This is a genomic window from Candidatus Brevundimonas colombiensis (assembly GCA_029202665.1).
Taxonomy (GTDB): Bacteria; Pseudomonadota; Alphaproteobacteria; order Caulobacterales; family Caulobacteraceae; genus Brevundimonas; species Brevundimonas colombiensis.
The window spans coordinates 747,901-770,901 of the sequence record CP119326.1; the positions used below are offsets into that span (position 1 = coordinate 747,901).

Annotated in this window: 16 protein-coding genes and 1 tRNA gene; 10 read left to right on the top strand and 7 right to left on the bottom strand. The window is 67.5% G+C overall.

Annotated features, from left to right (window positions below; all coding sequences use genetic code 11):
- Positions 1 to 49: 49 nt before the first annotated feature.
- Both P0Y50_03490 and P0Y50_03495 read left to right on the top strand, forming a co-directional pair.
- Positions 50 to 1,201 (top strand): MFS transporter, encoded by a 1,152-nt coding sequence (locus P0Y50_03490; GenBank protein ID WEK40686.1) that lies wholly within the window; start codon positions 50 to 52, stop codon positions 1,199 to 1,201.
- Between the two features lie 86 nt (positions 1,202 to 1,287).
- On the top strand, positions 1,288 to 1,995 hold the full coding sequence (locus P0Y50_03495) for a helix-turn-helix domain containing protein (GenBank protein WEK40687.1): 708 nt from the start codon (positions 1,288 to 1,290) through the stop codon (positions 1,993 to 1,995).
- A gap of 25 nt (positions 1,996 to 2,020) precedes the next feature.
- On the opposite strand, the gene P0Y50_03500 is transcribed toward P0Y50_03495, so the two are convergent.
- The gene (locus P0Y50_03500) at positions 2,021 to 3,451 is read right to left on the bottom strand and encodes a coniferyl aldehyde dehydrogenase (GenBank protein ID WEK40688.1); all 1,431 of its coding nucleotides are present in this window, start codon (positions 3,449 to 3,451) and stop codon (positions 2,021 to 2,023) included.
- A gap of 134 nt (positions 3,452 to 3,585) precedes the next feature.
- Between P0Y50_03500 and P0Y50_03505 the strand changes: the two genes are divergently transcribed.
- The 5 genes from P0Y50_03505 to P0Y50_03525 all read left to right on the top strand — a co-directional run bounded on the left by P0Y50_03505 (position 3,586) and on the right by P0Y50_03525 (position 11,482).
- The gene (locus tag P0Y50_03505; protein ID WEK40689.1) at positions 3,586 to 4,845 is read left to right on the top strand and encodes an aminotransferase class III-fold pyridoxal phosphate-dependent enzyme; all 1,260 of its coding nucleotides are present in this window, start codon (positions 3,586 to 3,588) and stop codon (positions 4,843 to 4,845) included.
- Between the two features lie 14 nt (positions 4,846 to 4,859).
- The gene (locus P0Y50_03510; GenBank protein ID WEK40690.1) at positions 4,860 to 5,804 is read left to right on the top strand and encodes a PfkB family carbohydrate kinase; all 945 of its coding nucleotides are present in this window, start codon (positions 4,860 to 4,862) and stop codon (positions 5,802 to 5,804) included.
- Positions 5,801 to 6,487, top strand: coding sequence for a class II aldolase/adducin family protein (locus tag P0Y50_03515; protein ID WEK40691.1), 687 nt, complete (start codon positions 5,801 to 5,803; stop codon positions 6,485 to 6,487). Before P0Y50_03510 ends, P0Y50_03515 begins: the two co-directional genes overlap by 4 nt.
- A gap of 601 nt (positions 6,488 to 7,088) precedes the next feature.
- Positions 7,089 to 9,302, top strand: a complete 2,214-nt coding sequence (locus P0Y50_03520; protein ID WEK40692.1) for a hypothetical protein — start codon at positions 7,089 to 7,091, stop codon at positions 9,300 to 9,302.
- A gap of 146 nt (positions 9,303 to 9,448) precedes the next feature.
- Complete coding sequence (locus tag P0Y50_03525) at positions 9,449 to 11,482, top strand: TonB-dependent receptor (GenBank protein ID WEK40693.1); 2,034 nt, start codon at positions 9,449 to 9,451, stop codon at positions 11,480 to 11,482.
- A gap of 184 nt (positions 11,483 to 11,666) precedes the next feature.
- Here P0Y50_03525 and P0Y50_03530 read toward each other — a convergent pair whose 3' ends face one another.
- The 4 genes from P0Y50_03530 to P0Y50_03545 form a co-directional block, all read right to left on the bottom strand.
- Entirely contained in the window at positions 11,667 to 11,951 is a 285-nt protein-coding gene (locus P0Y50_03530) for a DUF3817 domain-containing protein (GenBank protein ID WEK40694.1), read from the bottom strand.
- Positions 11,952 to 12,026: 75 nt separating this feature from the next.
- Entirely contained in the window at positions 12,027 to 13,448 is a 1,422-nt protein-coding gene (locus P0Y50_03535; GenBank protein ID WEK40695.1) for an efflux transporter outer membrane subunit, read from the bottom strand.
- Positions 13,449 to 13,453: 5 nt separating this feature from the next.
- Positions 13,454 to 16,594, bottom strand: coding sequence for an efflux RND transporter permease subunit (locus P0Y50_03540; GenBank protein ID WEK40696.1), 3,141 nt, complete (start codon positions 16,592 to 16,594; stop codon positions 13,454 to 13,456).
- A gap of 15 nt (positions 16,595 to 16,609) precedes the next feature.
- Positions 16,610 to 17,746: an efflux RND transporter periplasmic adaptor subunit gene (locus P0Y50_03545; GenBank protein WEK40697.1), complete on the bottom strand. Its 1,137-nt coding sequence runs from the start codon at positions 17,744 to 17,746 to the stop codon at positions 16,610 to 16,612.
- Positions 17,747 to 17,905: 159 nt separating this feature from the next.
- Between P0Y50_03545 and P0Y50_03550 the strand changes: the two genes are divergently transcribed.
- Positions 17,906 to 18,595, top strand: coding sequence for a response regulator (locus tag P0Y50_03550; protein WEK40698.1), 690 nt, complete (start codon positions 17,906 to 17,908; stop codon positions 18,593 to 18,595).
- Positions 18,592 to 19,671, top strand: a complete 1,080-nt coding sequence (locus tag P0Y50_03555; GenBank protein ID WEK40699.1) for an ATP-binding protein — start codon at positions 18,592 to 18,594, stop codon at positions 19,669 to 19,671. The genes P0Y50_03550 and P0Y50_03555 overlap by 4 nt, the downstream gene beginning before the upstream one ends.
- Before the next feature lie 341 nt (positions 19,672 to 20,012).
- Here P0Y50_03555 and P0Y50_03560 read toward each other — a convergent pair.
- A tRNA-Arg gene (locus tag P0Y50_03560) sits at positions 20,013 to 20,089 on the bottom strand.
- A gap of 164 nt (positions 20,090 to 20,253) precedes the next feature.
- Between P0Y50_03560 and P0Y50_03565 the strand changes: the two genes are divergently transcribed.
- Complete coding sequence (locus P0Y50_03565) at positions 20,254 to 21,993, top strand: gamma-glutamyltransferase family protein (protein ID WEK40700.1); 1,740 nt, start codon at positions 20,254 to 20,256, stop codon at positions 21,991 to 21,993.
- A gap of 10 nt (positions 21,994 to 22,003) precedes the next feature.
- Here the strand turns inward: P0Y50_03565 and P0Y50_03570 are convergent, their stop codons facing one another.
- The gene (locus tag P0Y50_03570; GenBank protein ID WEK40701.1) at positions 22,004 to 22,864 is read right to left on the bottom strand and encodes a DUF2219 family protein; all 861 of its coding nucleotides are present in this window, start codon (positions 22,862 to 22,864) and stop codon (positions 22,004 to 22,006) included.
- Positions 22,865 to 23,001: the final 137 nt, after the last annotated feature.

A 23,001-nucleotide genomic window follows, 5' to 3' on the forward strand; every position in this document is an offset into this window, starting at 1 on the left:
CCAGCGGGGGCGATGGCGGATGAGGACGAAAGCGGGCGAAAACGGGGATATGGGCCTGCCGCAGCAGACGACCTGCCTGATGATCGGGGTGGTCGCGCTTCTGATCGCGGGCCTTCAGCCCTTGATTCTGGGGGGCTGGGCGCACGAGGGGCGGTTGTCCGAAGCCGAGATCGGCCTGGCCGCCATGGGCGAACTGCTCGCTCTGGGCATCACCACCAGCCTGGCGGCGGCTTTCCTGAAACCCACGCACATGCGCATCAAGGTCGGCCTGGCCTGCGTGGGGCATGGCGTCATCACCCTGGCGGGGCTGAGCCTGTCCTCCATATGGCTGGCGGCGGATCGCGCGGTCTCGGGCGTGTTCGAAGGCCTGATGCTGTGGGCGGCCATCAGCATGATCGTTCGGTCCAGGTCCGCCGAGCGATGGGCCGGAGTGTTCGCAACCGCGCAGACCCTGGCGCAGATGATGGTTTCCGCTGCTCTCGCCTTGTGGATCATTCCTCTGCATGGGGTGAACGGAGCGCTGTTTCTGCTGGCCGCCCTGTCCGTCGGCGCGGGACTGGCCGCCATTACGGGGCCAAACCGCATGGCTCCATTGCCCAAGGCCGCCAAGGACGCGGATGGGCCCCTTTCCATCCGTCCCGCGCTTGGCCTTGCGGGCATATTTCTCTCGATGGCCTTCATCGTCTCGGCCTGGGTCTATCTGGACCCCCTGGCCAGAAGAGCGGGCCTGTCCGGCGAGATGGCGGGCTTGATGGTTTCCCTGGCTCTGGGCGCCCAGGTCGTCGGCAGCCTGACCGCCACGGCCATAAGCGGCCGGTGGCCCGCCGCCCCGATTCTGGTCGGCGTAGCGGGACTTCAGGCCCTGGCCCTGATCGGCATGGGTCTGGCGCCGACAGCCATGGTGTTTGCAGGCTGCGTGATCCTGTTCGGCTTCCTGTGGATGTTCGCCATTCCCCTGCACGCCGCCCTGATGATCGAACTGGACCCGACGCGACGCGCCGCCCTTCAGATTGGCGCGGCCCAGTTGCTGGGCTCCAGCTTCGGACCGCTGACGGCGGGTCTGATCCTGGGCGACAAGCCGGTCGCGAACGTCCTGTTTGTTTCCGCAGGCCTGCTGGTCCTGTCGACCCTGATGTTCGCAGCGGTGATGACGAACCGTTCGCGAAAAGCGCCTGCCGCGAAGATGCAACTCGACGCATAGAGCACAGGTGAATATGATCCTGCATTCGCTTTACGCGATATCGACCCTTGGCGCCTCGGCCGATCCGGGTCCATTTCAGGCGTCTGATGACCAATCCAACGGGCCGAAGCCGCGCCCGCACAAGAAACAAACCCCGTGCTGATGCCCAGCCGACCGTCTCCCTTGAGACAAAGCTCAAGCCTTCACAGGTTCGCGCGCAGCTGACCTTCGAGGCCATTCTGGTCGTTGCAGGCGAACTGTTGGCCGAGGTGGGGTTCGAGCGGCTGTCCACCAATCTGGTATGCCAGCGCGCAGGCCTGACGCCGCCCGCGCTTTATCGGTATTTCCCGAACAAATACGCCATACTGAGCGAACTGGGGCGACGGCTCATGCTGGCCCAGGATCAGGCGGTGTTCGACTGGATGGACGCCGGCGGCCTGGAGGCCGACTCCATGGACACGGCGATCGCCAAGAACCGTCAGATCCAGGAGAAGGTGAACCAGATCACGCGCGACATGCCTGGCGGCGTGTGGATTCTGCGGGCCATGCGGGCCGTGCCTCTTCTGCAGGACATCCGCATCGCGTCACGCGACATCGTGGCCCGGAACATGGCCGACAGACTGCTGAAACAGTATCCGGCCTCCAGCGCGGACGAGCTGTTCGCGGCGACCCGGATCACCATCGAACTGATGATGGCCGCAACCGAAATGGTGCTGGAGCAACCCGATACGGACGAGGCCATGGTCACCCAGGAAGTGTGCCGCATGGTCTATCTCTATTATTCGCAGTTCGGCGAGACCCGAACGGCCGGATAGGTCCGCTCCGGGCGCAGACCCCGTCCTAACGGCGGATCTGACCGTTCAGATATTTTCGGATCGCGGGACCGAACGGCGGCCGCAGGTCCTTCAAGGGACCGATGTCCTTGGCGATCTGCTGAAACACCGCGCGACGATGGCTGAACGCCATGAAGCCGTCGCGGCCATGATAGCTCCCAAACCCCGATGGCCCGACGCCGCCGAACGGCAGACGCTCCTGCGCCACATGGAAGATGACGTCGTTCACCGTCACCCCGCCGCTGCGCGTGCGACCGAGGACAAGATCCCGCTCTGAGGCATCCTCGCCGAACCAATACAGGGCCAGCGGATGGTCGCGGTCGTTCACATAGTCGACGGCGTCTTCGACCCGGTCATAGGTCATGATCGGCAGCAGGGGGCCGAATATTTCCTCCTGCATCACCGTCATCTGCTCGGTGGCGCCCAAGATCAGGGTGGGCGCGATCTTGCGGCTGTCCGGCGGAACAGTCTCGCCTTCGGGCCGCACCTCGATGATACGGGCGCCCTTGGATCGGGCGTCCTCCACATAGGCCTTCAACCGGGCCACATGGCGGTCGGCGATCACGCAGGCATAGTCCGGGTTGGCCTCGATGGTCGGAAAATAGGCCGCCGCCGCCGCCGCCGCATGGCCCGCGAAGGCGTCCAGGGCTTCGACCGGCGCCAGGACATAGTCCGGGGCCAGGCAGATCTGTCCCGCATTCAGCGTCTTGCCGTTCATGATCCGAGCGGCGGCGACCGGCAGGTCCGCCGTGCGTGACAGGATGGCCGGGCATTTGCCGCCCAGTTCAAGCGTTACGGGCGTCAGGGACTGGGCCGCCGCCGCCATCACGCTGCGGCCGACCTGCCCTCCGCCCGTAAAGATCAGGTGATCGAAGGCCAGGGCGGAGAACGCCTGCCCCACCGTCGCATCCCCGGTCACCACCGCGACTTCTTCGGGCGAGAAGGCGTGCGCGATCAGGTCCTGCATCAGAGCAGAGGTCCTGGCCGTCAGTTCAGACGGCTTGATCAACGCGCGGTTGCCCGCCGCCAGCACGCTGGCCAGTGGCGCAAAGACCAGAAAGACCGGAAAATTCCACGGCGCCATGATGCCGACGACACCCTTGGGCTGGATCTCCACCCGCGCCCGGGCCCCTAGAAGGCCCAGCAGGCCCGGCGTGGGCGATACCCGTTCAGGCCGCATCCAGCGCCTCACATTCGACCGCGCGAACTTGAGGGCGGAGACCGAGGCGGCGATGTCCGTCAGACGCGAAGCTTCCGGCGCCCGCGCGCCGAAGTCCGCCCGCATGGCGTCGCACAGAGCGTCCTGATGCTCGACCAGCAGGTCGATGCCTCGGGTCAGCCGGTCGATGCGCACGGCGGCGTCCGGCGGTCCGTCGCGCAGCACGGCCTGCTTCTGAGCCTGAAAGACGGCGGTGAGCCTCTGCTGGTCCTGCGCCATGATCAAGCCTCCCTGACGGCTGTCTTTGATAGTGTTTCCAAGTCTTGACGCGGATCGTCACGCCGGTAAAGATAGTGAAGACTATTTTATCGAGGGTTGCGGAAATGAGCTGGACCAATTCGGCGGATCGGAGCTTGCGTGAACGTGCGGAGGCGGTGATCCCCGGCGGAATGTACGGCCACCAGTCGGTGACCCTTCTGCCCGACGATTTTCCCCAGTTCTTCTCCAGGGGCAAAGGCGCCTATCTCTGGGACATGGATGGCAATCGCTACGTCGACTACCTGTGCGGGTATGGCCCCAGCCTGTTCGGCTATGGCGTGGAGTCCATCGATCAGGCCTACGTCAAGCGGATGGCCGAGGGCGACACCCTGACCGGCCCCGCCGATGTCATGGTCGACCTGGCCGAAGCCTTCGTCGCCCAGGTCAGCCACGCCGACTGGGCCATGTTCTGCAAGAACGGCACCGACGCCACCACCATGGCGCTGATGATCGCCCGCAATCACACCCAGAAGAAGACCATCGTGCGGGCGCGGGGCGCCTATCATGGGGCCGCGCCCTGGTGCACCCCCCTGCCGCTTGGCGTCACCACGGCCGACCGGGCCAATCAGATCTTCTATGACTACAACGACGTCGAAAGCCTGGAAGCGGCCGTGGCGGCGGCGGGCGACGATCTGGCGGCCATTTTCGCCTCTCCGATCAAGCACGACACCTTCGTCGATCAGGAGCATCCCACCGTGGCCTATGCCCGGCGCGCGCGCGAACTGTGCGACGAACGTGACGCCCTGCTGATCGTTGACGATGTGCGCGCAGGCTTCCGTCTGGCCCGTGACTGCAGCTGGTCGCTGGTGGGGGTGAAGCCGGACCTGTCCACCTGGGGCAAGGCCATCGCCAACGGCCATCCGATCTCGGCCCTGCTGGGGGCTGAAAAAGCAAAGGGCGCGGCGACCTTCGTCTATGTCACCGGCTCCTACTGGTTCTCTGCGGCGCCCATGGCCGCCGCGCTGGAGACCCTGCGCCTGATCCGCGAAACCGACTATCTGGAAAAGACCCAGTCTCTGGGCCAGCGCCTGCGGGCGGGCCTGACCGAGACGGCTGCACGGCACGGTTTCGGCCTGCGCCAGACGGGTCCCGCGGAGCTGCCGTTGATCATGTTCGAGGACGACGCCGACATGGCCAAGGGCTATTTCTGGACCAACGCCCTGATCCGTCGCGGCGTCTACTTTCACCCCTGGCACAACATGTTCTTCTCGGCGGCCATGACCGAGGCGGACATCGACTTCACCCTCGAGGCGGCGGACGAGAGCTTCAAGCTGCTGAAGACGGCGGGCCCGCTGGAGCCTGTCGGCAAGCTGCAGATGGCGCATCAGGCGCTGCAGATGATTCAGCCGCTGTGAAGGGGGATCGGGACGTGTCGAACAACGGACTGATCTGCATCGGCCTGACGACGCTCGATGTCGTCGCCCTGCCGATTGACGCCCTGCCCACAGACGAGGGCACCACTTTGGTCGAGCGTATCGTGCTGGCGCCGGCGGGAACAGCGGCGGGGGCCGCCATGGTCGCCGCCACCCTTGGTCTGAAAAGCCGACTGGCCTCGGCGGTCGGCGGCGACCTGACGGGCCGCGTCGTGCGCATGGCGCTGGAGGAACAGGGCGTGGACCTGTCGCTGACAGAGACCCTGCCTGACCTGCCCACCTCGACGACCATTCTGGCGGTCAACTCTCAGGGCGGACGCCCCAATTTCCACGCCATGGGCGCGGGCTTCTTCGCCGGCGTTTCCGAGGCGACGACCGAGGCGGCCAGCCAGACCCGGTTCCTTCATTACGGCGGCGTCGGCGGGCCTCGTCTGGATGGCGGCCCAGGCGCGGAACTGCTCAAGACCGCCAATGCGGCAGGCGCCGTCGTCAGCTGCGACCTGATCTCTCCCCAGCCGGGTGCGATGGACGAGTTGCGACGCCTGCTGCCGATGGTGGACTATTTCCTGCCCAGCGCCGCCGAAGCCGTCATGCTGTCCGGCCATGACGATCTGGCCGATGCGGCGCGGTTCTTCATCGATTGCGGCGCCGGGAACTGCATCATCAAGGCGGGCGCGCGCGGCGCCGTCGCCGTGCTGGACGGCGCGGTCGTCGCCGTCCCCGCCTATGAGATCAAGCCGGTCGATACGACAAGCTGCGGCGACGCCTTCTGCGCCGGCTTCCTGACGGGGCTGGATCGCGGGCTCGAAGCCATCGACGCCTGTCGTTTCGCCACCGCGACGGCCGCTCTGGTCGCGCAGGGACCCGGCACCCTGGGACAACTGACCGGCGTTCAGGATGTTGAGACAGCGATGAACACCCTGCCGACGAGGGCCGCATGACCACAGAGAACGAAGAGCGTCTGCGCGTCGGCATTGTGGCCGTCATGCAGGCCATGGATGCGCGCGGCCTCAATCGCGGCACCTCCGGCAATGTCTCGGCCCGTCTCGGCGACGCCATGCTGGTCTCGCCCAGCGGCGTGCCCTCCAGCCGCATGACGCCCGAGGCCGTGGTCAGGGTGGAGGCCGATGGTTCGACACCAGCTGGGTCGCTGAAACCCTCCAGCGAGTGGCGGATGCACCAGCGGCTGCTGGCCCTGCGCCCGGACTGCAACGCCGTGGTCCACTGCCATTCGCGGCACGCCACCATCCTGGCCTGCGCGCACAAGCCCATTCCCCCCGCGCATTACATGGTCGCGGTCAGCGGCGGCGCCTCGGTGCCCGTCGCGCCCTACGCCACCTTCGGGTCGGAGGCCCTGGCCGACGCCGTCGCCGACACCCTGAAAGGACGCTACGCCGCCCTCATGGCCAATCACGGCCAGGTCGTCGTGGCGCCGGGGCTGGAGCTGGCCCTGCTGATCGCCGAGGAAATCGAGGAACAGGCCGCCGTCTACTGGGGCGCCATGGCCCTGGGCGGCCCCGTCCTGCTGGAAGAGGCCGAAATGGGCCGCATCCTGGACCGGTTCAGAAGCTATGGGCAGAAGGGGGCGAGCCCGCACCCTGCCCAGCCGACCAAGCAGAAATAGTTCTCAGGATCAGCCACGGCGGCGCGCCAAAATATCCCGCATCGCCAACGATACGATCGGCAGGGCCGACTTGGCCTATGCCGGCCAAGGTTCCGAGATCAATCCGCGTCCGCGAGGCCCCGTTTGATGGCCAGCACGCCATCGGCGAGCCCTTCCGCCCGTGCGCGGGACATTGAAGCGATGACCCAAGTTCGACACACATCGAGCCCCTGCAGCCGAGCGCTGCATGCGCGTGTCGATGGCCTCTGGATGTCAGGGCTGGCCCGGGGCCTCCGCTGCAGAGGACCATGCCGGCAGACTCACCGTGACGGTGAGCCCGCCTTGGGGCCGGTTTCGCAGATCGACGCGGCCGTCGTGGCTCTCCACGACCGCCCGCACCAGAGCGAGTCCTAGGCCGATGCCCCCTGTTTCGGCGCACCGGGATTGCTCCAGGCGCACGAAGGGCTGGAATACGGTCTCCAGCTGATGCTCGGGCATCCCGGGTCCCCTGTCCTCAACGGTCAGCTGCGCCGTTTCGCCATGCAGCGACAAGTCGATTGAAATGTCTCCTTTACCCCCGAACTTTACGGCGGTCGGCAGGGGTGGTCAAAATCCGCTCTCGATGGCCAGCGGCCTGACCGATTTGGCGCCGGCGCTGCGCGCCGCCGTCGGCGAAGACCTGCAGGTCGCCCGCTTCGCACGCGACACCGATCCCCGAACCCTCGAAACGGGGAGCGAACGCTACTGGGTCAGCGTAACCGAGGCGGATCCCCAGTTGTTGGACGTCTTGGATTTCGGACGCGCGGCCGCGACGCTCGGCGTTGGGCTCGGAAGGCCCGACGGGATCGTCCTCACCCATGATCTCGCCGCCGAAATCTTCGGCGCGGCCGACCCGGTCGGGCAAACGGTGCGACTTGGCGCCCAAGGCTATACGGTCTCCGGGGTGATCGATCGATTGGACCCGAATTCGAGCTTTCAGAACGATCGCGCCTTCATCTCCAGCCAAGGCCCTGCGAGCTCATTGCGCCAGACCGACGCCGCCGGTGCAAGCCTGACCTACACCATCGGCGGGGCGACGACCCTCGTTCGTCTGGACGACCCCAGCCCACAGTCAGTCAGACGGGTGGAGGCGGCCGCTGATCGACACGGATCGGCCGCTCTCGGCCGCTACCTTGCGGCGAACCCTGGGGCGTCAGGCGCCGGACTGACGCTGGGCCATCACCTGGTCCCTTTTCGGAACCTGGAGCAGGCCGTAGCTCTTGGCGCCCGTTCCGATGGGACCCGGTTCGACCAGCGGACGCTCGCCCTGCTCTCCGGCGTCGCCTTGGTCATTGTCCTGGTGGCCAGCCTCAACGCCGCCAGCCTGAACGTTTCCCAGACCCTTGCCCAGGCGCCCGTCATCGCCGTGCGGCGCGCCTTCGGGGCGGGCCGCGCCGGCATCGCCCTTGGGGTCATCCGCCAGGCGGTGCTTTCCGGGCTTTGCGCGGCCGTTCTGGGCATGGCGACGGCCTTCCTGTTGTCGGGCGCTTTCGGCGCACTGATCGATCGCCCGCTTCTGCGCTGGCCGGATCCGATCACTCTGGCGACCATCCTCGCCGCCGCCGTCCTCTCCGGGGGACTCGCTGGCGCCTATGCGGCATGGATCACCGGACGGATGCGACCGAGGGACGTTCTTTCGGCGCGCGACGTTCGGCTGCCTGGCATGGGCTGGATCCGTCCGATGCTCGTGACCCTTCAGATCGGCGGCAGCGCCGCCACCCTAGTCTTCGCCGTTGCCGTTTCGGCCCAGCTCGACCATCTCGCCGGTAGCAGCCTTGGGTTCGAACCGCAGGGCGTCACCGCCTACCGCCTGCCCGAGAGTCTGGCGGCGGACGACCCTCGCGGACCGACCCTTCTGGCCGCCGCCCGTCTGGCCGCCGGAGAGAACATCGCACTGGCAGTCGCCCTGCCGACCGAAGGCGGACTGTCGCGCCAGACGGTCGCCCGCGAGGGCCAAAGGATGGAGATCGCCGCGGCGGGGTGGCGGCCGGGCTATCTAGAGACCCTCGGAGCCACGCTTCTAGCTGGCGCCCTACCCCGAAGCTTGCCGACCGACCAAGCGGCCGCCGAGGCCTCGACCCAGGCGGCGGTGATCAGCGCCACCGCAGCGCGCCGGCTCGGGTTCGGCGCGCCATCCGAAGCCATAGGCGCAGTGTTGAGCACGGAGCGTGCAGACACGACGTGGCGGGTCATCGCTGTCATCGTCGACATGCCGCTAGGCCAGCTGCGCAAAGGCGATGTCGCCACGGCGCTTATACAGAACGGCGCGCCCGCTGGATTTCTTATCGCACGGGCGCTCCGCGGTTCGGAGGCGCAGCTCGACCAGGCCGTCGCCAACGCCTTTCCCGGTGAGCCCATCGACCGGGTGTCCCTTCAGGATCAGGTCGACATCGCCTTCGCCGACCTCATCCGGCTGCGCGGCCTGATCCTGGCCTTCGCGGCCGTCCTGACCGCGACGGCGGCGATCGGCGTCCTTGCCATGACGCTCGATCGCGCCCGCCAGATGCGCAAGGAGGCAGCGGTACGGCGCGCGTTCGGTGCAAAGACCGCGATGATCGGCGGCCTGCTGGCGCGCCGCATCCTCACCCCGGTTGCGATCGGCTTCGCCATCGGCGCCGCGACCGGGGTTCTGGGCGCGAGGGCCTGGTTGAGCGCCTATCCCGATCGGGCTCCCTTCCTTGCATCCTCGATCGGGATCACCTTCGCCGTACTCGTCGCCGCCACGGCCCTGGCCGCGGCCGCCGAGGTATGGCGTCTGAGCGTGGCGCGACCGGTCGCCGCCCTTCGCGAAGACTGAACCGGACGTCATGTCCGAACGGGATCCGCCAACCATGACCCGCCGTGGTTTTGGGGTCGCACATGATAGGGGATGATCATGACCGGCTTGACCGAATGTGACGTTATCTCATAACACGCTCCCTTCCTCTCTCGAAGGTCCCCGACATGCGTTCCTCTCCCGCTCTGCGTTCGCTGCTTCTGGCTGCGGTCGGCTCCACCGTGCTGGCCGGCGCCGCCGCCGCGCAATCGACCGCGAACACCCCGACAGCCGTCGACGACGTCATCGTCACCGGCGTTCCCTATGGCGTCAGCCAGCGAGCAGCGGTCATCGCCACCGATGTTCTTGACGAGCAGACCCTGGCCACAGCCCCGGCCACCTCTTTGGGCGACCTGCTGAACGGGCGTCCGGGCGTCCGCTCGACCGACTTCGCGCCGGGCGCCAGCCGGCCGGTCATCCGGGGCCTGAGCGGGCCGCGCGTCCAGGTGCTGACCAACGGCATCGGCCTGATCGACGCCAGTTCGGTATCGCCCGACCATGCCGTGGCGACCGACCCCGCTGAGGCGAACCGCATCGAGATCATCCGGGGTCCCGCCACGCTGGTCTATGGCGGTTCGGCCATCGGCGGCGTGGTCAATGTGCTGGACGACCGTATCCCTACGGCCATCCCCGAGGGCGGCGTCGAAGGCGTGGTCTCGACCCAGGCCTCCAGCGTCGACGACGGCCGCAGCGCCTTCGGCCGCGTCACAGTCGGGGCGGGCAACTTCGCTTTCAACATCGACGGGGTCAAGCGCAAGACCAAGGACTATGAAATCCCCGCCCCGGCCATCTCGGCTCGCCGCGCCGCGGCCGAAGGCATCGCGCGTGGCGACGGCGACAAACAGCCCAACAGCTATACCGACCTGGAGACCTGGGGCGTCGGCGGGTCCTACATCGGCGACAAGGGCTTCGCCGGCGTCTCCTACAAGAACACCGACAGCGAATACGGCACGGTCGCCGAGGAGTCCGTCTTCATCAAGCTGAACCAGAAACGCTGGGACGCGCGGGGCGAATACCGGTTCGACGACGGCCCCTTCTCTGCGATCCGGGGATCCTACGGCCATGCCGACTATACCCACACCGAGTTCGAGGCCGTGGGCCAGCCCGGCACCGTGTTCAACTCGGACGGCTGGGAGGCGCGCGCCGACCTGGTTCAACGTCAGCGCGGCGGCTGGAACGGCGCCCTGGGCGTCCAGGCCCTGTCGCGCAACTTCGAAGCCATCGGCGAAGAGGCCTTCGTGCCCACCGTCAAGATCGACGAGGCGGGCGTCTATACCGTCCAGCGCCTGGACCGGGGCGACCACGGCTTCGAAGGCGGTCTGCGCTATGACCGGCGCGAGCTGTCGGGCACGCCCATCGGCGGAACCAGCGAGGTGAACCGCACCTTCGACAACTGGTCGGCATCCGCCGCCGCCTTCCTGCGCCCCGCGACCGGCCTGTTCCTGGGACTGAGCCTGGCGCACAACGAGCGGGCGCCCAGCGAAGTCGAACTGTTCGCCAATGGCGTCCACATCGCCACCGCCGCCTATGAGACCGGGGACCTGAACCTGAACAGCGAAAAGGTCACGACGCTGGAAGGCACCGCCCACTACGATCGCGGCCGGTTCACGGGCGACCTGCATGTCTATCATTCCTGGTACGACGGCTTCATCGACGAGCGGCCGACCGGCGAACAGTTCTTCTTCGAGGAAGAGAACGAGACCTTCCCCGTCTATCGCTTCGTTCAGACGAACGCACGGTTCTACGGCTTCGAGCTGGAGGGCGCCTACGCCCTGTGGCAGGACGGCGATCGCAAATTGTCGCTGGAAGGATCGGCGGACTACGTCCACGCCCAGACCGATTTCGGCCCGGCGGCGCGCATTCCGCCCTATTCCGTCACCGGCCGCCTGGCCTGGACCTCGACCCGCTTCGACGCCAGCGCCGAAGTGCGTCATGTCGGCGAACAGGACCGGGTCGCCAACGAATTCGAACTGCCGACGAACGACTATACGCTGATCAACGCCGCGTTGGCCGTGCGTCCCTTCTCCCAGCAGAACGTCACCCTGTTCGCCGAGGCGCGCAACCTGACCAACGAGGAAGCGCGCGAACACGCCTCGTTCCTGAAGGACATCGCTCCCCTGCCCGGCCGCAACCTTCGCGTCGGCGTAGCCTATCGCTTCTGAACCTTGAAGGGATCGGAGACGCCTTCAACGGCGGCTTCGATCCCGATCGCTTTCGTCCGGCGACATCCATCCAAGCCGGGTCGGCGCGGCCGTTTCCTGGCGCTAATCACTGGGTGACAGGAGGCGTGGACGAGATGTCCGATCCGCCTTCACTTTCACAAACATTTTGTGGGCAAGCCGATACTCAGCTGCGTCCCAAATTCTTCAGGTAGCCGTCATTGATGAAGGTGCCCAGGGGGATGAAGGCCGCCAGGGTGGTGCGCAGCCATCCGACCAAGCCCGCGCGACTGACAATCAGGGCCGGCGCCATCGCCAGCAGATAGGCGATGAAGGCGACGCCGTGCGCCATGCCTGTCGTGGGAACCAGGGCAGGATCGCCCGCCAGGTATTTCAGAGGCATGGCGACGAAAAACAACAGGATCGTCGTCACGCCTTCAATCAGCGCGATCAGGCGAAAGACCCTCATCATGTAGAATATCCCTCCTGAACGGCGCGGGCGGAAGTCTGCGCCTCCGCACGCCCTCGCCCGTCATGCTGCGGCGCCCTAACGAGAAGCATTCGCCTGGCCCGCCTGTCCCGTAACACCGCCTCCGAGCGCGCGGTAGAGCTGGACGCTGGCGCTGGCCTGGGCCGCGCGCAGGTCAACCAGAGCCAGTCGGGCCGCATAGAGCTGACGCTGGGCGTCCAGCAGCTCCAGCCGACTGTCGACCCCGGCGCGGAACCGCAGGTCCGACAGGTCGGACCGTCGTTTGGCGGCCGTCACGGCGCCGTCCTGGGCGTCGATCTGGCGCTGATAGGTCTCGCGGGCCGCCAGTCCATCCGCGACTTCGCGGAAGGCCGTCTGAACCGTCTTTTCATAGGTGGCGACCGCCTTGTCGCTGCGGATCTCGGCAATGTCGAACTCGCCCTTCAGGCGGCCGCCCTGGAAGATGGGCAGGCTTATCCGCGGGACAAACGACCAGGTGTCGCTTGCGCCCTTGAACAGGTCGCCCAGATCGCCGCTGGCGAAGCCTAGCAGGCCGGTGAGCGAGATGCGCGGGAAGAAGGCCGCGCGCGCCGCCGCCACATCGGCGTTGGCCGCCGCCAGTTGATGCTCGGCCCGGCGAATGTCGGGGCGGCGTTCCAGCAGATCGGCAGGAACCCCCGCCGGAAGTTCGGTCAGCACGGGACGGTCCGCCAGCAGCATCGGCGCAGGCAGATCGGTCGGCAGGGGGGCGCCGACGGCCAGGACCAGGGCGTTTTCGGCCACCTGTCGGGCCCGGATCGCGGCCTCCCGGTCCGCCTGAGCGGTCCTGACCTGACCCTCGGCCTGCGCCACCTCCAGACCGCTGCTCTGGCCCGCCGTGCGCAACTGTTCGGCCAGACGCAGCGACGCCTGCCAGTCCTGAAGCGTGGCCTCGGTCAGACGCAGCCGCTCGTCCGCCGCGCGTTCGGCCAGATAGGCCTCGGCGACCGTGGAGATCACCACGATGCGGGCGGCGTCGCGGCCTTCCTCGGCGGCCAGCCAGGTTTCGAAGGCGCTGTGCGACTGGGCGCGCAGGCGGCCGAATAGATCAAGCTCGAACGCCGTCAGCGCCAGCCCGGCCGAATACTGCGACTGGGTCGTCGCCCCGGCGCCCTGGGCGGTGTTGGCGCTGGCCCGTCCGCGGGTCATGTCCGCATTGGCCTCCACCTGCGGAAGCTGATCGGCGCGCCGGACGCGCAGCTGGGCGCGGGCCTCCTCGGCGTCCAGCACGGCGAGCCGCAGATCGCGGCTGTCGACCAGGGCCAGCGAGACCAGACGCTGCAGACGTCCGTCGCGCAGAACATCCTGCCAGGCCGCGTCCGCCGCATTGGCGGCGTCGGCGGGCGAGGCTAGCGGATAGCGGGCCGCGACGACATCATCGGCCGGCGCCTTCGGTGTCGTCTGGCACGCGGCGACGGAGAGGACCGCCGCGATCACGGCCAAGGTGGTTGACGCTTTCATATCCCTCAGCCCTCCTTGGCTTTCTTGAGCGACGGCGGCTTCAGCCGTCCCATGCGCTGGGCGATCTGGCTGATCGCGGTCAGGGTGAAGACGAAGAAGACCGGCACGAAGAAGATCGCCAGGACAGTCGCCGTGACCATCCCGCCGAACACGCCGGTTCCGATGGCGTGCTGGGTGGCGGCGCTGGCCCCGCTGGCGATCATCAGGGGCACGACGCCCAGGGTGAAGGCGAGCGACGTCATGATGATCGGACGCAGGCGCAGACGCGCCGCTTCGATGGTCGCCGGGACCAGGGCCATGCCCTGAGCCTGAAGCGTCCGGGCGAACTCCACGATCAGGATGGCGTTCTTGGCGGACAGGCCGATCAGGGTGATCAGACCCACCTTGAAGAAGACGTCATTGGGCAGATCGCGCAACAGCACGGCCAGCACCGCCCCGATCAGGCCCAGCGGCACCACCATCATCACCGACAACGGAATGGACCAGCTTTCGTACAGGGCCGCCAGCACCAGGAAGACGACCAGCATCGACAGGGCCAGCAGCATGGGCGCCTGGCTTCCGCTTTCCTTTTCCTGAAGCGACTGGCCGGTCCAGGCGACGGCGTAGCCTGCGGGCAGTTGTTCGACCAGCTTCTCCATCTCGGTCATCGCCTGACCGCTGGACACGCCCGCCGCCGCGCCGCCGCTGATGCGGACCGCCGGATAACCGTTGTAGCGAACCACCTGCTGCGGGCTGGAGGTCCAGACCGGGGTCACGACCTCCGACAGCGACACCATGCGGCCGGCGGCGTTGCGGACATAGAGGCCCAGGACATCCGAGACCTGCATCCGCGCGGGCGCATCGGCCTGGACGATGACCTGTTGCAGACGTCCGTTGTTGGGGAAGTCGTTGACGTAGGACGAGCCCAGGGCGGCCGAGATGGTGTTGCTGATCGCCTCGAACGACACGCCCAGCGCCTCCGCCTTCGGCCGATCAATCCTCAGCTCGGCGCTGGCGCCCGGCGGCAGGCCTTCGGAATAGACGCCGGTCAGTTTGGGATTGGCGGCGGCCAGGGCCAGCAACCTGTTCTGCGCCTCCAGCAGTTGCTCGGTGCTTTGCCCCGCAAGAGCCTGAAGGCGCATGGCGAAGCCGGACGAGTTGCCCAGCGAGTCGATCGCCGGCGGGTTCAGCGTCATGACGGAGCCGTCGGTGACGCCGCTCATGGCCTCGGTCGCGGCGGCGACTTCGCCCTGCGCCGTCGCGCCGTCGCGCTTGTCCCAGTCGACCAGGTTGGTGAAGATCATGGCCGCGTTCGATCCGGACCCGCCGAAGCCGAAGCCCATGATGGAGAAGCTGTCGCTGACGCCGGGCCGTTTGGCCATGTGCGCCTCGTATTGCTTGACCACGTCCAGGGTGCGGGCCCCGGTCGCATCGGCCGGCAGGGTGATCGAGGTGATCAGGCTGCCCTGATCCTCGTCCGGCAGGAAGGCCGAGGGGATCTTGGTGAAGGCGAAGGCCGTCACCCCGACCAGCGCGAGGAAGACCGCCATCGCCCGTCCCGTGCGTTTCAGCAGACGGGTGACCGACGCCGAATAGCCCTGGGTGAAGCGCTCGAACTGGCGATTGAACCAGCCGAAGAAGCCCTTCTTGTCATGATGACCGGGCGCGACGGGCTTCAGGATCGTGGCGCACAGGGCGGGCGTCAGCGACAGGGCCAGGAAGGCCGAAAACAGGATGGACACGGCCATCGAGACGGTGAACTGGCGATAGATGGCGCCCACCGATCCCGACGCCATGGCCATGGGCAGGAAGACCGCGCACAGCACCAGGGTGATGCCGATCACCGGGCTGGTGATCTCGGTCATCGCCTTCTTGGTGGCCTCCTTGGGCGACAGGCCCTCGGTCGCCATGATCCGTTCGACGTTCTCCACCACGACGATGGCGTCGTCGACGATGATGCCGATGGCCAGCACCATGCCGAACATGGTCAGCACATTGATGGAGAAGCCGGTCACCAGCATGAAGGCCAGCGTGCCCAGCAAGGCGATGGGCGCCACGATCGCGGGAATGACCGTGTAGCGGATGTTCTGCAGGAACAGGAACATCACCAGGAAGACCAGGATCATGGCCTCGACCAGGGTGTGAACCACCTTCTCGATGGACACCTTCACGAAGGGCGCGGTGTCATAGGGCACGACGTAGCTCATGCCCGAGGGCAAGGCTTTCGCCAGTTGATCCATGCGGGCGCGGACGCCCGCGGCGGTCTTCACCGCATTGGCGCCGGGCGACATCTGTATGGCGATGCCGCTGGCCGGCTTGCCGTCCTGATAGGTCGAGAAGGCGTAGGTCTGCGGCCCCAGCTCGACGCGCGCGACATCGCCCAGGGTCAGACGCGAGCCGTCGGTTCCGGCCCGAAGGGTGATCGCGCGGAACTGCTCGGGCGTCGTCAACTGGCCCGTCGCGGTCAGGGGAATGGTCACGGTCTGACCCGCGACGGTCGGATCGGCGCCGGTCCGGCCCGGCGCGATCGGCGCGTTCTGCGCGGCGATGGCGTTCGTCACATCGCTGATGCCGATATTATAGGCCGCCAGCTTCTGGGGATCGACCCAGACGCGCATGGCGTACTCGGAACCGAAGTTCTGAACCCGGCCGACGCCCGGCACGCGTTTCAGCTCCTCGACCACATTGCGGCTCATATAGTCGCCGAGCTGTTCGGCGTTGAACTTGCCGCCTTCGGAGATCAGGGCGATCATCATCAGGAAGCCGGAATCGGCGGCCTCGACGGTGACGCCGCTCTGGCGCACCACCTGCGGCAGGCGCGGCTCCACGCTCTTGAGCCGGTTCTGGACGTCGATCTGCGCCAGTTCGGGGTTCGTGCCGGGGCGGAAGGTCGCCGTGATGCTGGCCGTGCCCGAGGTGTCGCTGGAGCTTTCGAAATAGAGCAGGTTCTTGACGCTCGACATCTCGCGCTCGATGGGCGCGATGACGCTGTCGATCATCGTCTGGGGGGTCGCGCCAGGATAGGTGGCGTAGATGCTGATGCTGGGCGGCGCGACATCCGGGAAGCGCGCGATCGGCAGTTTGGGCAGGGCCAGCAGCCCCGCCAGAATGATGAAGATGGCCACGACCCACGCAAAGATGGGGCGCTGGATGAAGAACTGGGGCATCGCGTCTCTCCCGGATCAGGTCGCAGGCGCGGACGAAGCCGCCGGGGCCGGGGCCTTCCACGGCTTGGCCACGACCGTCTGGTTCGGCTGGACCCGATCCTGGCCTTCGACGATCACGCGCTCTCCCGCCCTCAGGCCGGACAGCACGACATATTGGCCCTCGATCACGTCGCCCAGTTGGACCGGGCGCGATACGGCCTTGCCGTCCGCCCCCAGGACCATGACGCTCGCTTGGGCGCCGTTCCGCACCACGGCCTGTTGCGGGATGCGCGGCAGAACCTGTTCGGCGCCGCGCGGCAGGCGTGCGCGAACGAACATGCCCGGCAGCAGCCGCTGCGAGGCGTTGTCGACCAGAACCCGAACCGTGACGTCGCCGGTCGCCGGATCGACGCTGAGGTCCGAGAACAACATCCGTCCCGTCATTCCGGTCGGCTTGCCCTCGCTGTCCAGAATATCGACGGCGCTGGAGCCCTGCCCCGCCCCGCGCAAGGCCTCCAGCCGCGACGCCGGCTGGCGCACGTCCACATAGACCCGGTCGATCTGATGAATGGTGGCCAGGGCCGCAGCGTCGGCCGTTCCGACCAGTGCGCCCTCGGTGATGGACGACGCGCCGATGCGGCCCGCGATGGGCGCGGTCACCGTGGCGAAACCGACGTCCAGACGACGACGCGCCAGCGCCGCCTGGCTGGCGGCGACATCGGCCTGGGCCTGCGCCAGTTCGGCGGCGGCGTTATCATAGGTCTGGCGGCTGACCGCGTCCGCCGCCAGCAGCGGCTCCAGCCGCTGGACCTGAAGACGCGCCCGGTCGCGCACGGCCACCGCCCGTTGCAGGGCGGCCGACGCCGTGTCGGCCTCGGCCCGGAACGGCGCCGCATTGATCTGGAACAGCGGCTGCCCCGCCCGCACGACCGCGCCTTCGGTGAACAGCTTGCGCTGAACAATGCCGCCGACCTGGGCGCGGATCTCCGCCGTGCGGAAGGCCACGACACGCCCCGGCAGACTGTCTGAGAACTGGACCGGGCCGGTTTCGACCGTGGCCACGGCGACGGTCGGCGGCGGCGGCGTTCCTTGATCCTGTTGAGCGCCGCACGCGGTCAGCAAGACAAGCACCGCCCCGCCGATCAGCAGGTTTCTGTGCGGATGGCGCACCATGTCATCGTCTCCGAAGAATCCGCCTGATGGCTGAGGCCCGGCTCGTCGCACCGCCGCATGGGATTTGCGTCGAGAATTCATGGACGACGCATGGATAGGCGTTGGTTGGGCTGGACGGCGGCGCCCGCGACGCCTCATCTATGCTTCGACGGAGACAGCATGAGCGCCTTGATATTGATCGCTGAGGACGAGCCGGACATCGCCGCCGTGCTCGACGCCTATCTCATGAGAGAGGGATTCCGCACCGTGCGCGCAGGTGACGGCCAGATCGCGCTGGACCTGCATCTGGCGCTGAAGCCCGATCTGGTGCTGCTCGATGTTCGCATGCCCAAACGCACGGGCTGGGAGGTGCTGAGCGAAATTCGCAGGCGCGGCGACACGCCCGTCATGATGATCACAGCGCTGGATCAGGACATCGACAAGCTGCAGGCCCTGCGGGTCGGCGCCGACGACTATGTCATCAAGCCCTTCAACGCCGCCGAGGTCGCGGCCCGCGCCCACGTCATCCTGCGTCGCCGCCAGGGCGCGAGCGACAATCGGGTTCTGCGCGTCGGACCGCTCGAAATCGACCTGGAAAGCCACCTGGCGATAATCAGAACGGCGGCCGACGAGCAACGCCTGAACCTGACCCTGACCGAGTTCCGCATCCTGGCCTTCATGGCGCGTCAGCCCATGCGCGTCTTCACCCGAGGCGAACTGGTCGACGCCTGCCTGCCCGGTCAGGACGTCTTGGAACGCACCGTCGACAGCCATCTCAGCAAGCTTCGCAAGAAGTTGGACGAGGCGGGGGCGGCCCAGCTGCTGACCGGCATCCGGGGCGTCGGCTATCGATTGGAAAACCCGCGATGAGGCCGCCATCCGGCCTGGGTCGAAACATCGCCATCTACATGTCGGTCGTGACGACGCTGGGCCTGTGCATCTCCACGGTCGGCAGCTACTTCATCTACGGCTGGCTGTTCACCAAATACCCGGACTATTTGGGTTTGTCCGCATGGTCATTGCAGCCGATCGACATTCTGGTGACCCTGGGCTTCATCCTGCTGTCCGTCGCCCTGTCGATGGCGGCGGCCTTGCAGTTGTCCAAGCGCATCGCCCGGCCATTGTCCTCGCTCGCGCTCGCCGCGCGTCAGATCAAAAGCGGCGACCTGACGGCCCGCGCCGCCGCCGACGACCGTTCGCTGGGCGAGGCCACCGAGATGGTCGAGAACTTCAACGCCATGGCCGAACGGCTTGAGAATGTCGCCGACAATCTGGCGACCTGGAACGCCTCCATCGCCCATGAGCTGCGCACGCCCGTCACCATTCTGCTGGGACGGCTTCAGGGGGTGGCTGACGGCCTGTTCGAGCTGGACGACGCGCTTCTGGCCAGCCTCATCAAGCAGATTGAGGGGTTGGCGCGGCTGATCGAAGACCTGCGCGTCGTCAGCCTGGCCAACAGCGGCCATCTTCACCTGCGTTTCGAAGCCGTGGACATGGGCGAGGTGGTCGGCGACCTGCGCGGCGCGGTGGACCCGGCGCTGACCGAGGCGGGTTTCCGCATCCTCTGGTCCCTGGATCGCCTGCCGGCCGAATGCGACCCGTTCCGGGTTCGCCAGGCTGTCCTGGCCCTGATCGACAACGCCCGTAAACATGCGACGCCCGGCCTGCTGCGCGTCTCGGTCGAACCGCGCGACGAGCACGCCGCCATCGCCGTCTCCGACGTCGGGCCAGGCCTGTCCCCGGCGGCGGCCCAGAGACTTTTCGAACCCTTCACCCGAGGCGACACCGGCGGCGAGGGGTCCGGCCTGGGCCTATCGGTGGTCCGCGCCGTCGCCGCCGCCCACGGCGGGGAGCTGAGATGCCGTCTCAACGCACACGGCGGCTCCACCTTCGAACTGCTGCTTCCCGCCGCCCAGACCGATCAAGCCATCCGATCAACGCCATAACGCCAGACATGACCCTGCCGTCCTAGGCTCAGAACCCATTGAAATGGTTTGCGCCATGCCCGAGGGCTTGAACTGGGGTACGCAGGTGCATCCGACGCCGAAATCATGGCGCAGCTCGAACACACCACCGAACGAGCGGCGCGGATTTACCGCCGGCAGGCGGAGCGTCGCCGCATGGCGGACAGCGGGCAGGACCGAGTCGATAATGTCGTAGCGCTCAAGGCAGAGAGAAAACGGTCTTCGAACGGGGCGTGAACGCCGACTGTAACGAAGGGTGTAAAACGACTGTAACAACGCGACCAAAAAGCACGCGTATCGACCGCTAAGTCATTGAAAAGGAATGGCGCACCCGGAGCGATTCGAACGCCCGACCCCCAGATTCGTAGTCTGGTGCTCTATCCAGCTGAGCTACGGGTGCGGCTGCCTTGCGGCGAGGGCGGGTCTTTAGCGGGTGGATCGGCCGGACGCAAGCGGGGGAATGCAGTTTCTGCACATCGAATGGTTGGCGTGAGGCCGAGGACCGCCTAGGCGTTGGACGACGTCTGTTCGTTCGATCCCTTTCGTCTGATCCTGGATACCCCCATGCGCCCCCTTCGTCATCGACTGGCCGCCCTGTTCATCCCCGTGATCCTGGCCGGGTGCCAGACGTCGACGGCGGGCGATCCGGTTGCGACGGCGCCCGCCGCCGAGACCGTTCAGGCGAGACGCGGCGCAGCGCACGGACCGTTCGTGGCGGCGGCCAATCCGCTGGCGGCCGAGGCGGGGATGGCGGTGCTGCGGCGCGGCGGGTCGGCGGTGGATGCGGCGGTGGCCATCCAGGCGGTTCTGGGACTGGTGGAGCCGCAGTCTTCGGGCCTGGCCGGCGGCGGCTTCCTGATGGCCTATGACGCCGAGACGGGGGCGGTGACGGCCTATGACGGGCGCGAGACGGCGCCGGCGTCGGCGACGCCCGAGCTGTTCTATGAGAACGGCAAGCCTTTGGCCTTCATCGACGCGGTGCTGTCGGGACGCTCGACCGGCGCGCCGGGGGCGGTGGCCATGCTGGCCATGGCGCAGAAGGATCACGGCAAGCTGGCCTGGCGCGACCTGTTCGGAGACGCCGAACGCCTGGCGCGCGACGGTTTCACGGTCAGCCCGCGCCTGGCCGGCATGATCAACGGCGACAGTCCCCAGGCGCACACCCGCTGGGCGACGGCCTATTTCACCCGGCCGGACGGGCGGCGCTATCAGGCCGGCGACAGGCTGAAGAACCCCGCCTACGCCGAAACGGTGACGCAGCTGGCGGCCCAGGGGCCGGGCGTCCTGTACGGCGGACCGATCGGCCGCCGGATCGCGGCGACGGTGCAGGCGGGGCCGCGTCCCGGCGGTCTGAGCGAGGCGGACATCGCCGGTTACCACCCCTTGCGCCGCGACGCCCTGTGCCGGCCCTATCAGGCCTATGTGGTGTGCGTGCCGCCGCCGCCGTCCAGCGGCGTGGCCCTGCTGCAGTTCCTGGGGATGGCGGAGAAGACCCCCGATCTGGACAAGGGGGCGCAGAGCCCGGAGGCCTGGGTGGCGTTCGGGCGGCTGCAGCGGCTGATGTATGCGGATCGCGACCGCTATGTCGGCGACAACGACTTCGTGGGCGTGCCTATCGCGGGCCTGCTGGATCCCGACTATGTGGCGGAACGCGCGGCGCTGGCGCCCCAGGTGAACGGGCCGGTCGAGGCCGGGGCGCCGACCGGATCGCCCCCGCGCGGCGCGGACCGGACGGCAGAGCCGGGCGGCACCTCCCACTTCGTCGTCGTCGACGCCTGGGGGAATGCGGTCAGCATGACCACCACGGTCGAAAGCCTTTTCGGCAATGGGCGGATGGTCGACGGCTTCTTCCTGAACAACCAGTTGACCGACTTTTCCTTCACCCCGACCGAGGACGGCCATCCGGCGGCCAATGCGGTGGCGGCGGGCAAGCGGCCGCGGTCCTCAATGACGCCTGTGCTGATCCTGGACCGGCAGGGGCGGCTGGTCGGGGCGATCGGCTCGCCCGGCGGGTCCAGCATTCTGGCTTATGTGGCCAAGGCGCTGGTCGGGACGCTGGAGTGGAACCTGTCGATGCAGGACGCCATCGCCCTGCCCAATCTGGTGGTGCGGGGCGAGATGGTCGGAGCCGACACCCAGATGATGACGTCCCAGATCCGCGACGCCCTGGGCGCGGCGGGGATGCCGTTGCGGCCGAACGCGACCGAGACATCCGGCCTGCACGGCGCGATCTGGCGCGATGGGCGGTGGGACGCTGGGGCCGATCCCCGCCGTGAGGGCGTGGCGATCTCGGCGGTCCGCTAGGGGGGAATCGTCAGCGGCTGGGACGGATCGACAGCTGGAAGGCCAGCAGCCCCTCGCTGACGTCGGTGTCCAGGCCATTCATGCCGCGCAGGCCCTTGCCGGCGTCGATCTCGCGATAGACGACGCCGAACGAGGTCTGCATGTCGCCCTTGCGATAGGCCACGCCGATCGAGGCGTCGCCCAGGAAACTGCCCTTGTCCTGGGTGTAGCCGGACCGCGTATAGTCGCCGTCGCGGGTGCGGGCGAAGTTGTATCCCACGGCCCGGCCCGAACCGGCGGCGTAGACATACCAGCGCGCCCGCTCTCCGAAGCGTTCGGCGCCGTTGGGGGCCAGACGCTCCAGTCCTTCACCGATCTTGAGCGTCACGCCCGCCTCGGCCGAGCGGCCCTCGCTGCCGACACCCAGGCCCGCGTGGGGCGTCAGACTGACCTCAAGGCCAGAGGGGGTATGGCCATAGGCGCCCCGGAAACCGCGCACATAACGCAGGTCATAGGCGTCGGGGGACAGTTCGGCCCGGTCGATGGGGGTGACCGGCAGGGGCGAGCCGTCGGCGCGGCGCAGGCGGCCGGCGGTCTCCAGAGTCACGCGGTCGGAGAAGGCGGCGCGGTCGATCCAGACATCGCGGCGGGTGGTGGCCTCCAGCCCTGAACGGTCCTCATGCTGGAAGGCGGGAGGCAGTTCGATGTCGCCGCCGAACCGGGCGGCGGGCGCGACGCGGAAACGGGTCTGATCGTTCAGTCGGGCGGCGGTGTTGTCGGCAGGCGTATCAAAGGCGTTGGGCGCCCAGGTCTGGGCGCGGGCGACATCGGCGCCCGTCCCGACCGAAGCCAGGACGCCGCACCCCACCATCATCAACGCCTTGGAACGCATTCGGTATCCCCACCGATCCGCTGGCGACGCCCCTGCAAGCAAGAGACGCAGGAGCCCAACGGAGTTTCGACACTGTTTTGTCGCTTTTCAACGGCGATGCGCGGCGATGGGTTCCAGAACGAAAAAAGGCCCTGCGG

What these genes read in the sequence shown, in the direction of transcription:
- P0Y50_03535 (WEK40695.1), bottom strand. Translation starts at nt 13,448, where the DNA reads ATGAAAGCGTCAACCACCTTGGCCGTGATCGCGGCGGTCCTCTCCGTC.
- P0Y50_03565 (WEK40700.1), top strand. Translation starts at nt 20,254, where the DNA reads ATGCGCCCCCTTCGTCATCGACTGGCCGCCCTGTTCATCCCCGTGATC.
- P0Y50_03500 (WEK40688.1), bottom strand. Translation starts at nt 3,451, where the DNA reads ATGGCGCAGGACCAGCAGAGGCTCACCGCCGTCTTTCAGGCTCAGAAG.
- P0Y50_03550 (WEK40698.1), top strand. Translation starts at nt 17,906, where the DNA reads ATGAGCGCCTTGATATTGATCGCTGAGGACGAGCCGGACATCGCCGCC.
- P0Y50_03520 (WEK40692.1), top strand. Translation starts at nt 7,089, where the DNA reads ATGGCCAGCGGCCTGACCGATTTGGCGCCGGCGCTGCGCGCCGCCGTC.
- P0Y50_03540 (WEK40696.1), bottom strand. Translation starts at nt 16,594, where the DNA reads ATGCCCCAGTTCTTCATCCAGCGCCCCATCTTTGCGTGGGTCGTGGCC.
- P0Y50_03495 (WEK40687.1), top strand. Translation starts at nt 1,288, where the DNA reads ATGACCAATCCAACGGGCCGAAGCCGCGCCCGCACAAGAAACAAACCC.
- P0Y50_03570 (WEK40701.1), bottom strand. Translation starts at nt 22,864, where the DNA reads ATGCGTTCCAAGGCGTTGATGATGGTGGGGTGCGGCGTCCTGGCTTCG.
- P0Y50_03490 (WEK40686.1), top strand. Translation starts at nt 50, where the DNA reads ATGGGCCTGCCGCAGCAGACGACCTGCCTGATGATCGGGGTGGTCGCG.
- P0Y50_03515 (WEK40691.1), top strand. Translation starts at nt 5,801, where the DNA reads ATGACCACAGAGAACGAAGAGCGTCTGCGCGTCGGCATTGTGGCCGTC.
- P0Y50_03530 (WEK40694.1), bottom strand. Translation starts at nt 11,951, where the DNA reads ATGATGAGGGTCTTTCGCCTGATCGCGCTGATTGAAGGCGTGACGACG.
- P0Y50_03545 (WEK40697.1), bottom strand. Translation starts at nt 17,746, where the DNA reads ATGGTGCGCCATCCGCACAGAAACCTGCTGATCGGCGGGGCGGTGCTT.
- P0Y50_03525 (WEK40693.1), top strand. Translation starts at nt 9,449, where the DNA reads ATGCGTTCCTCTCCCGCTCTGCGTTCGCTGCTTCTGGCTGCGGTCGGC.
- P0Y50_03555 (WEK40699.1), top strand. Translation starts at nt 18,592, where the DNA reads ATGAGGCCGCCATCCGGCCTGGGTCGAAACATCGCCATCTACATGTCG.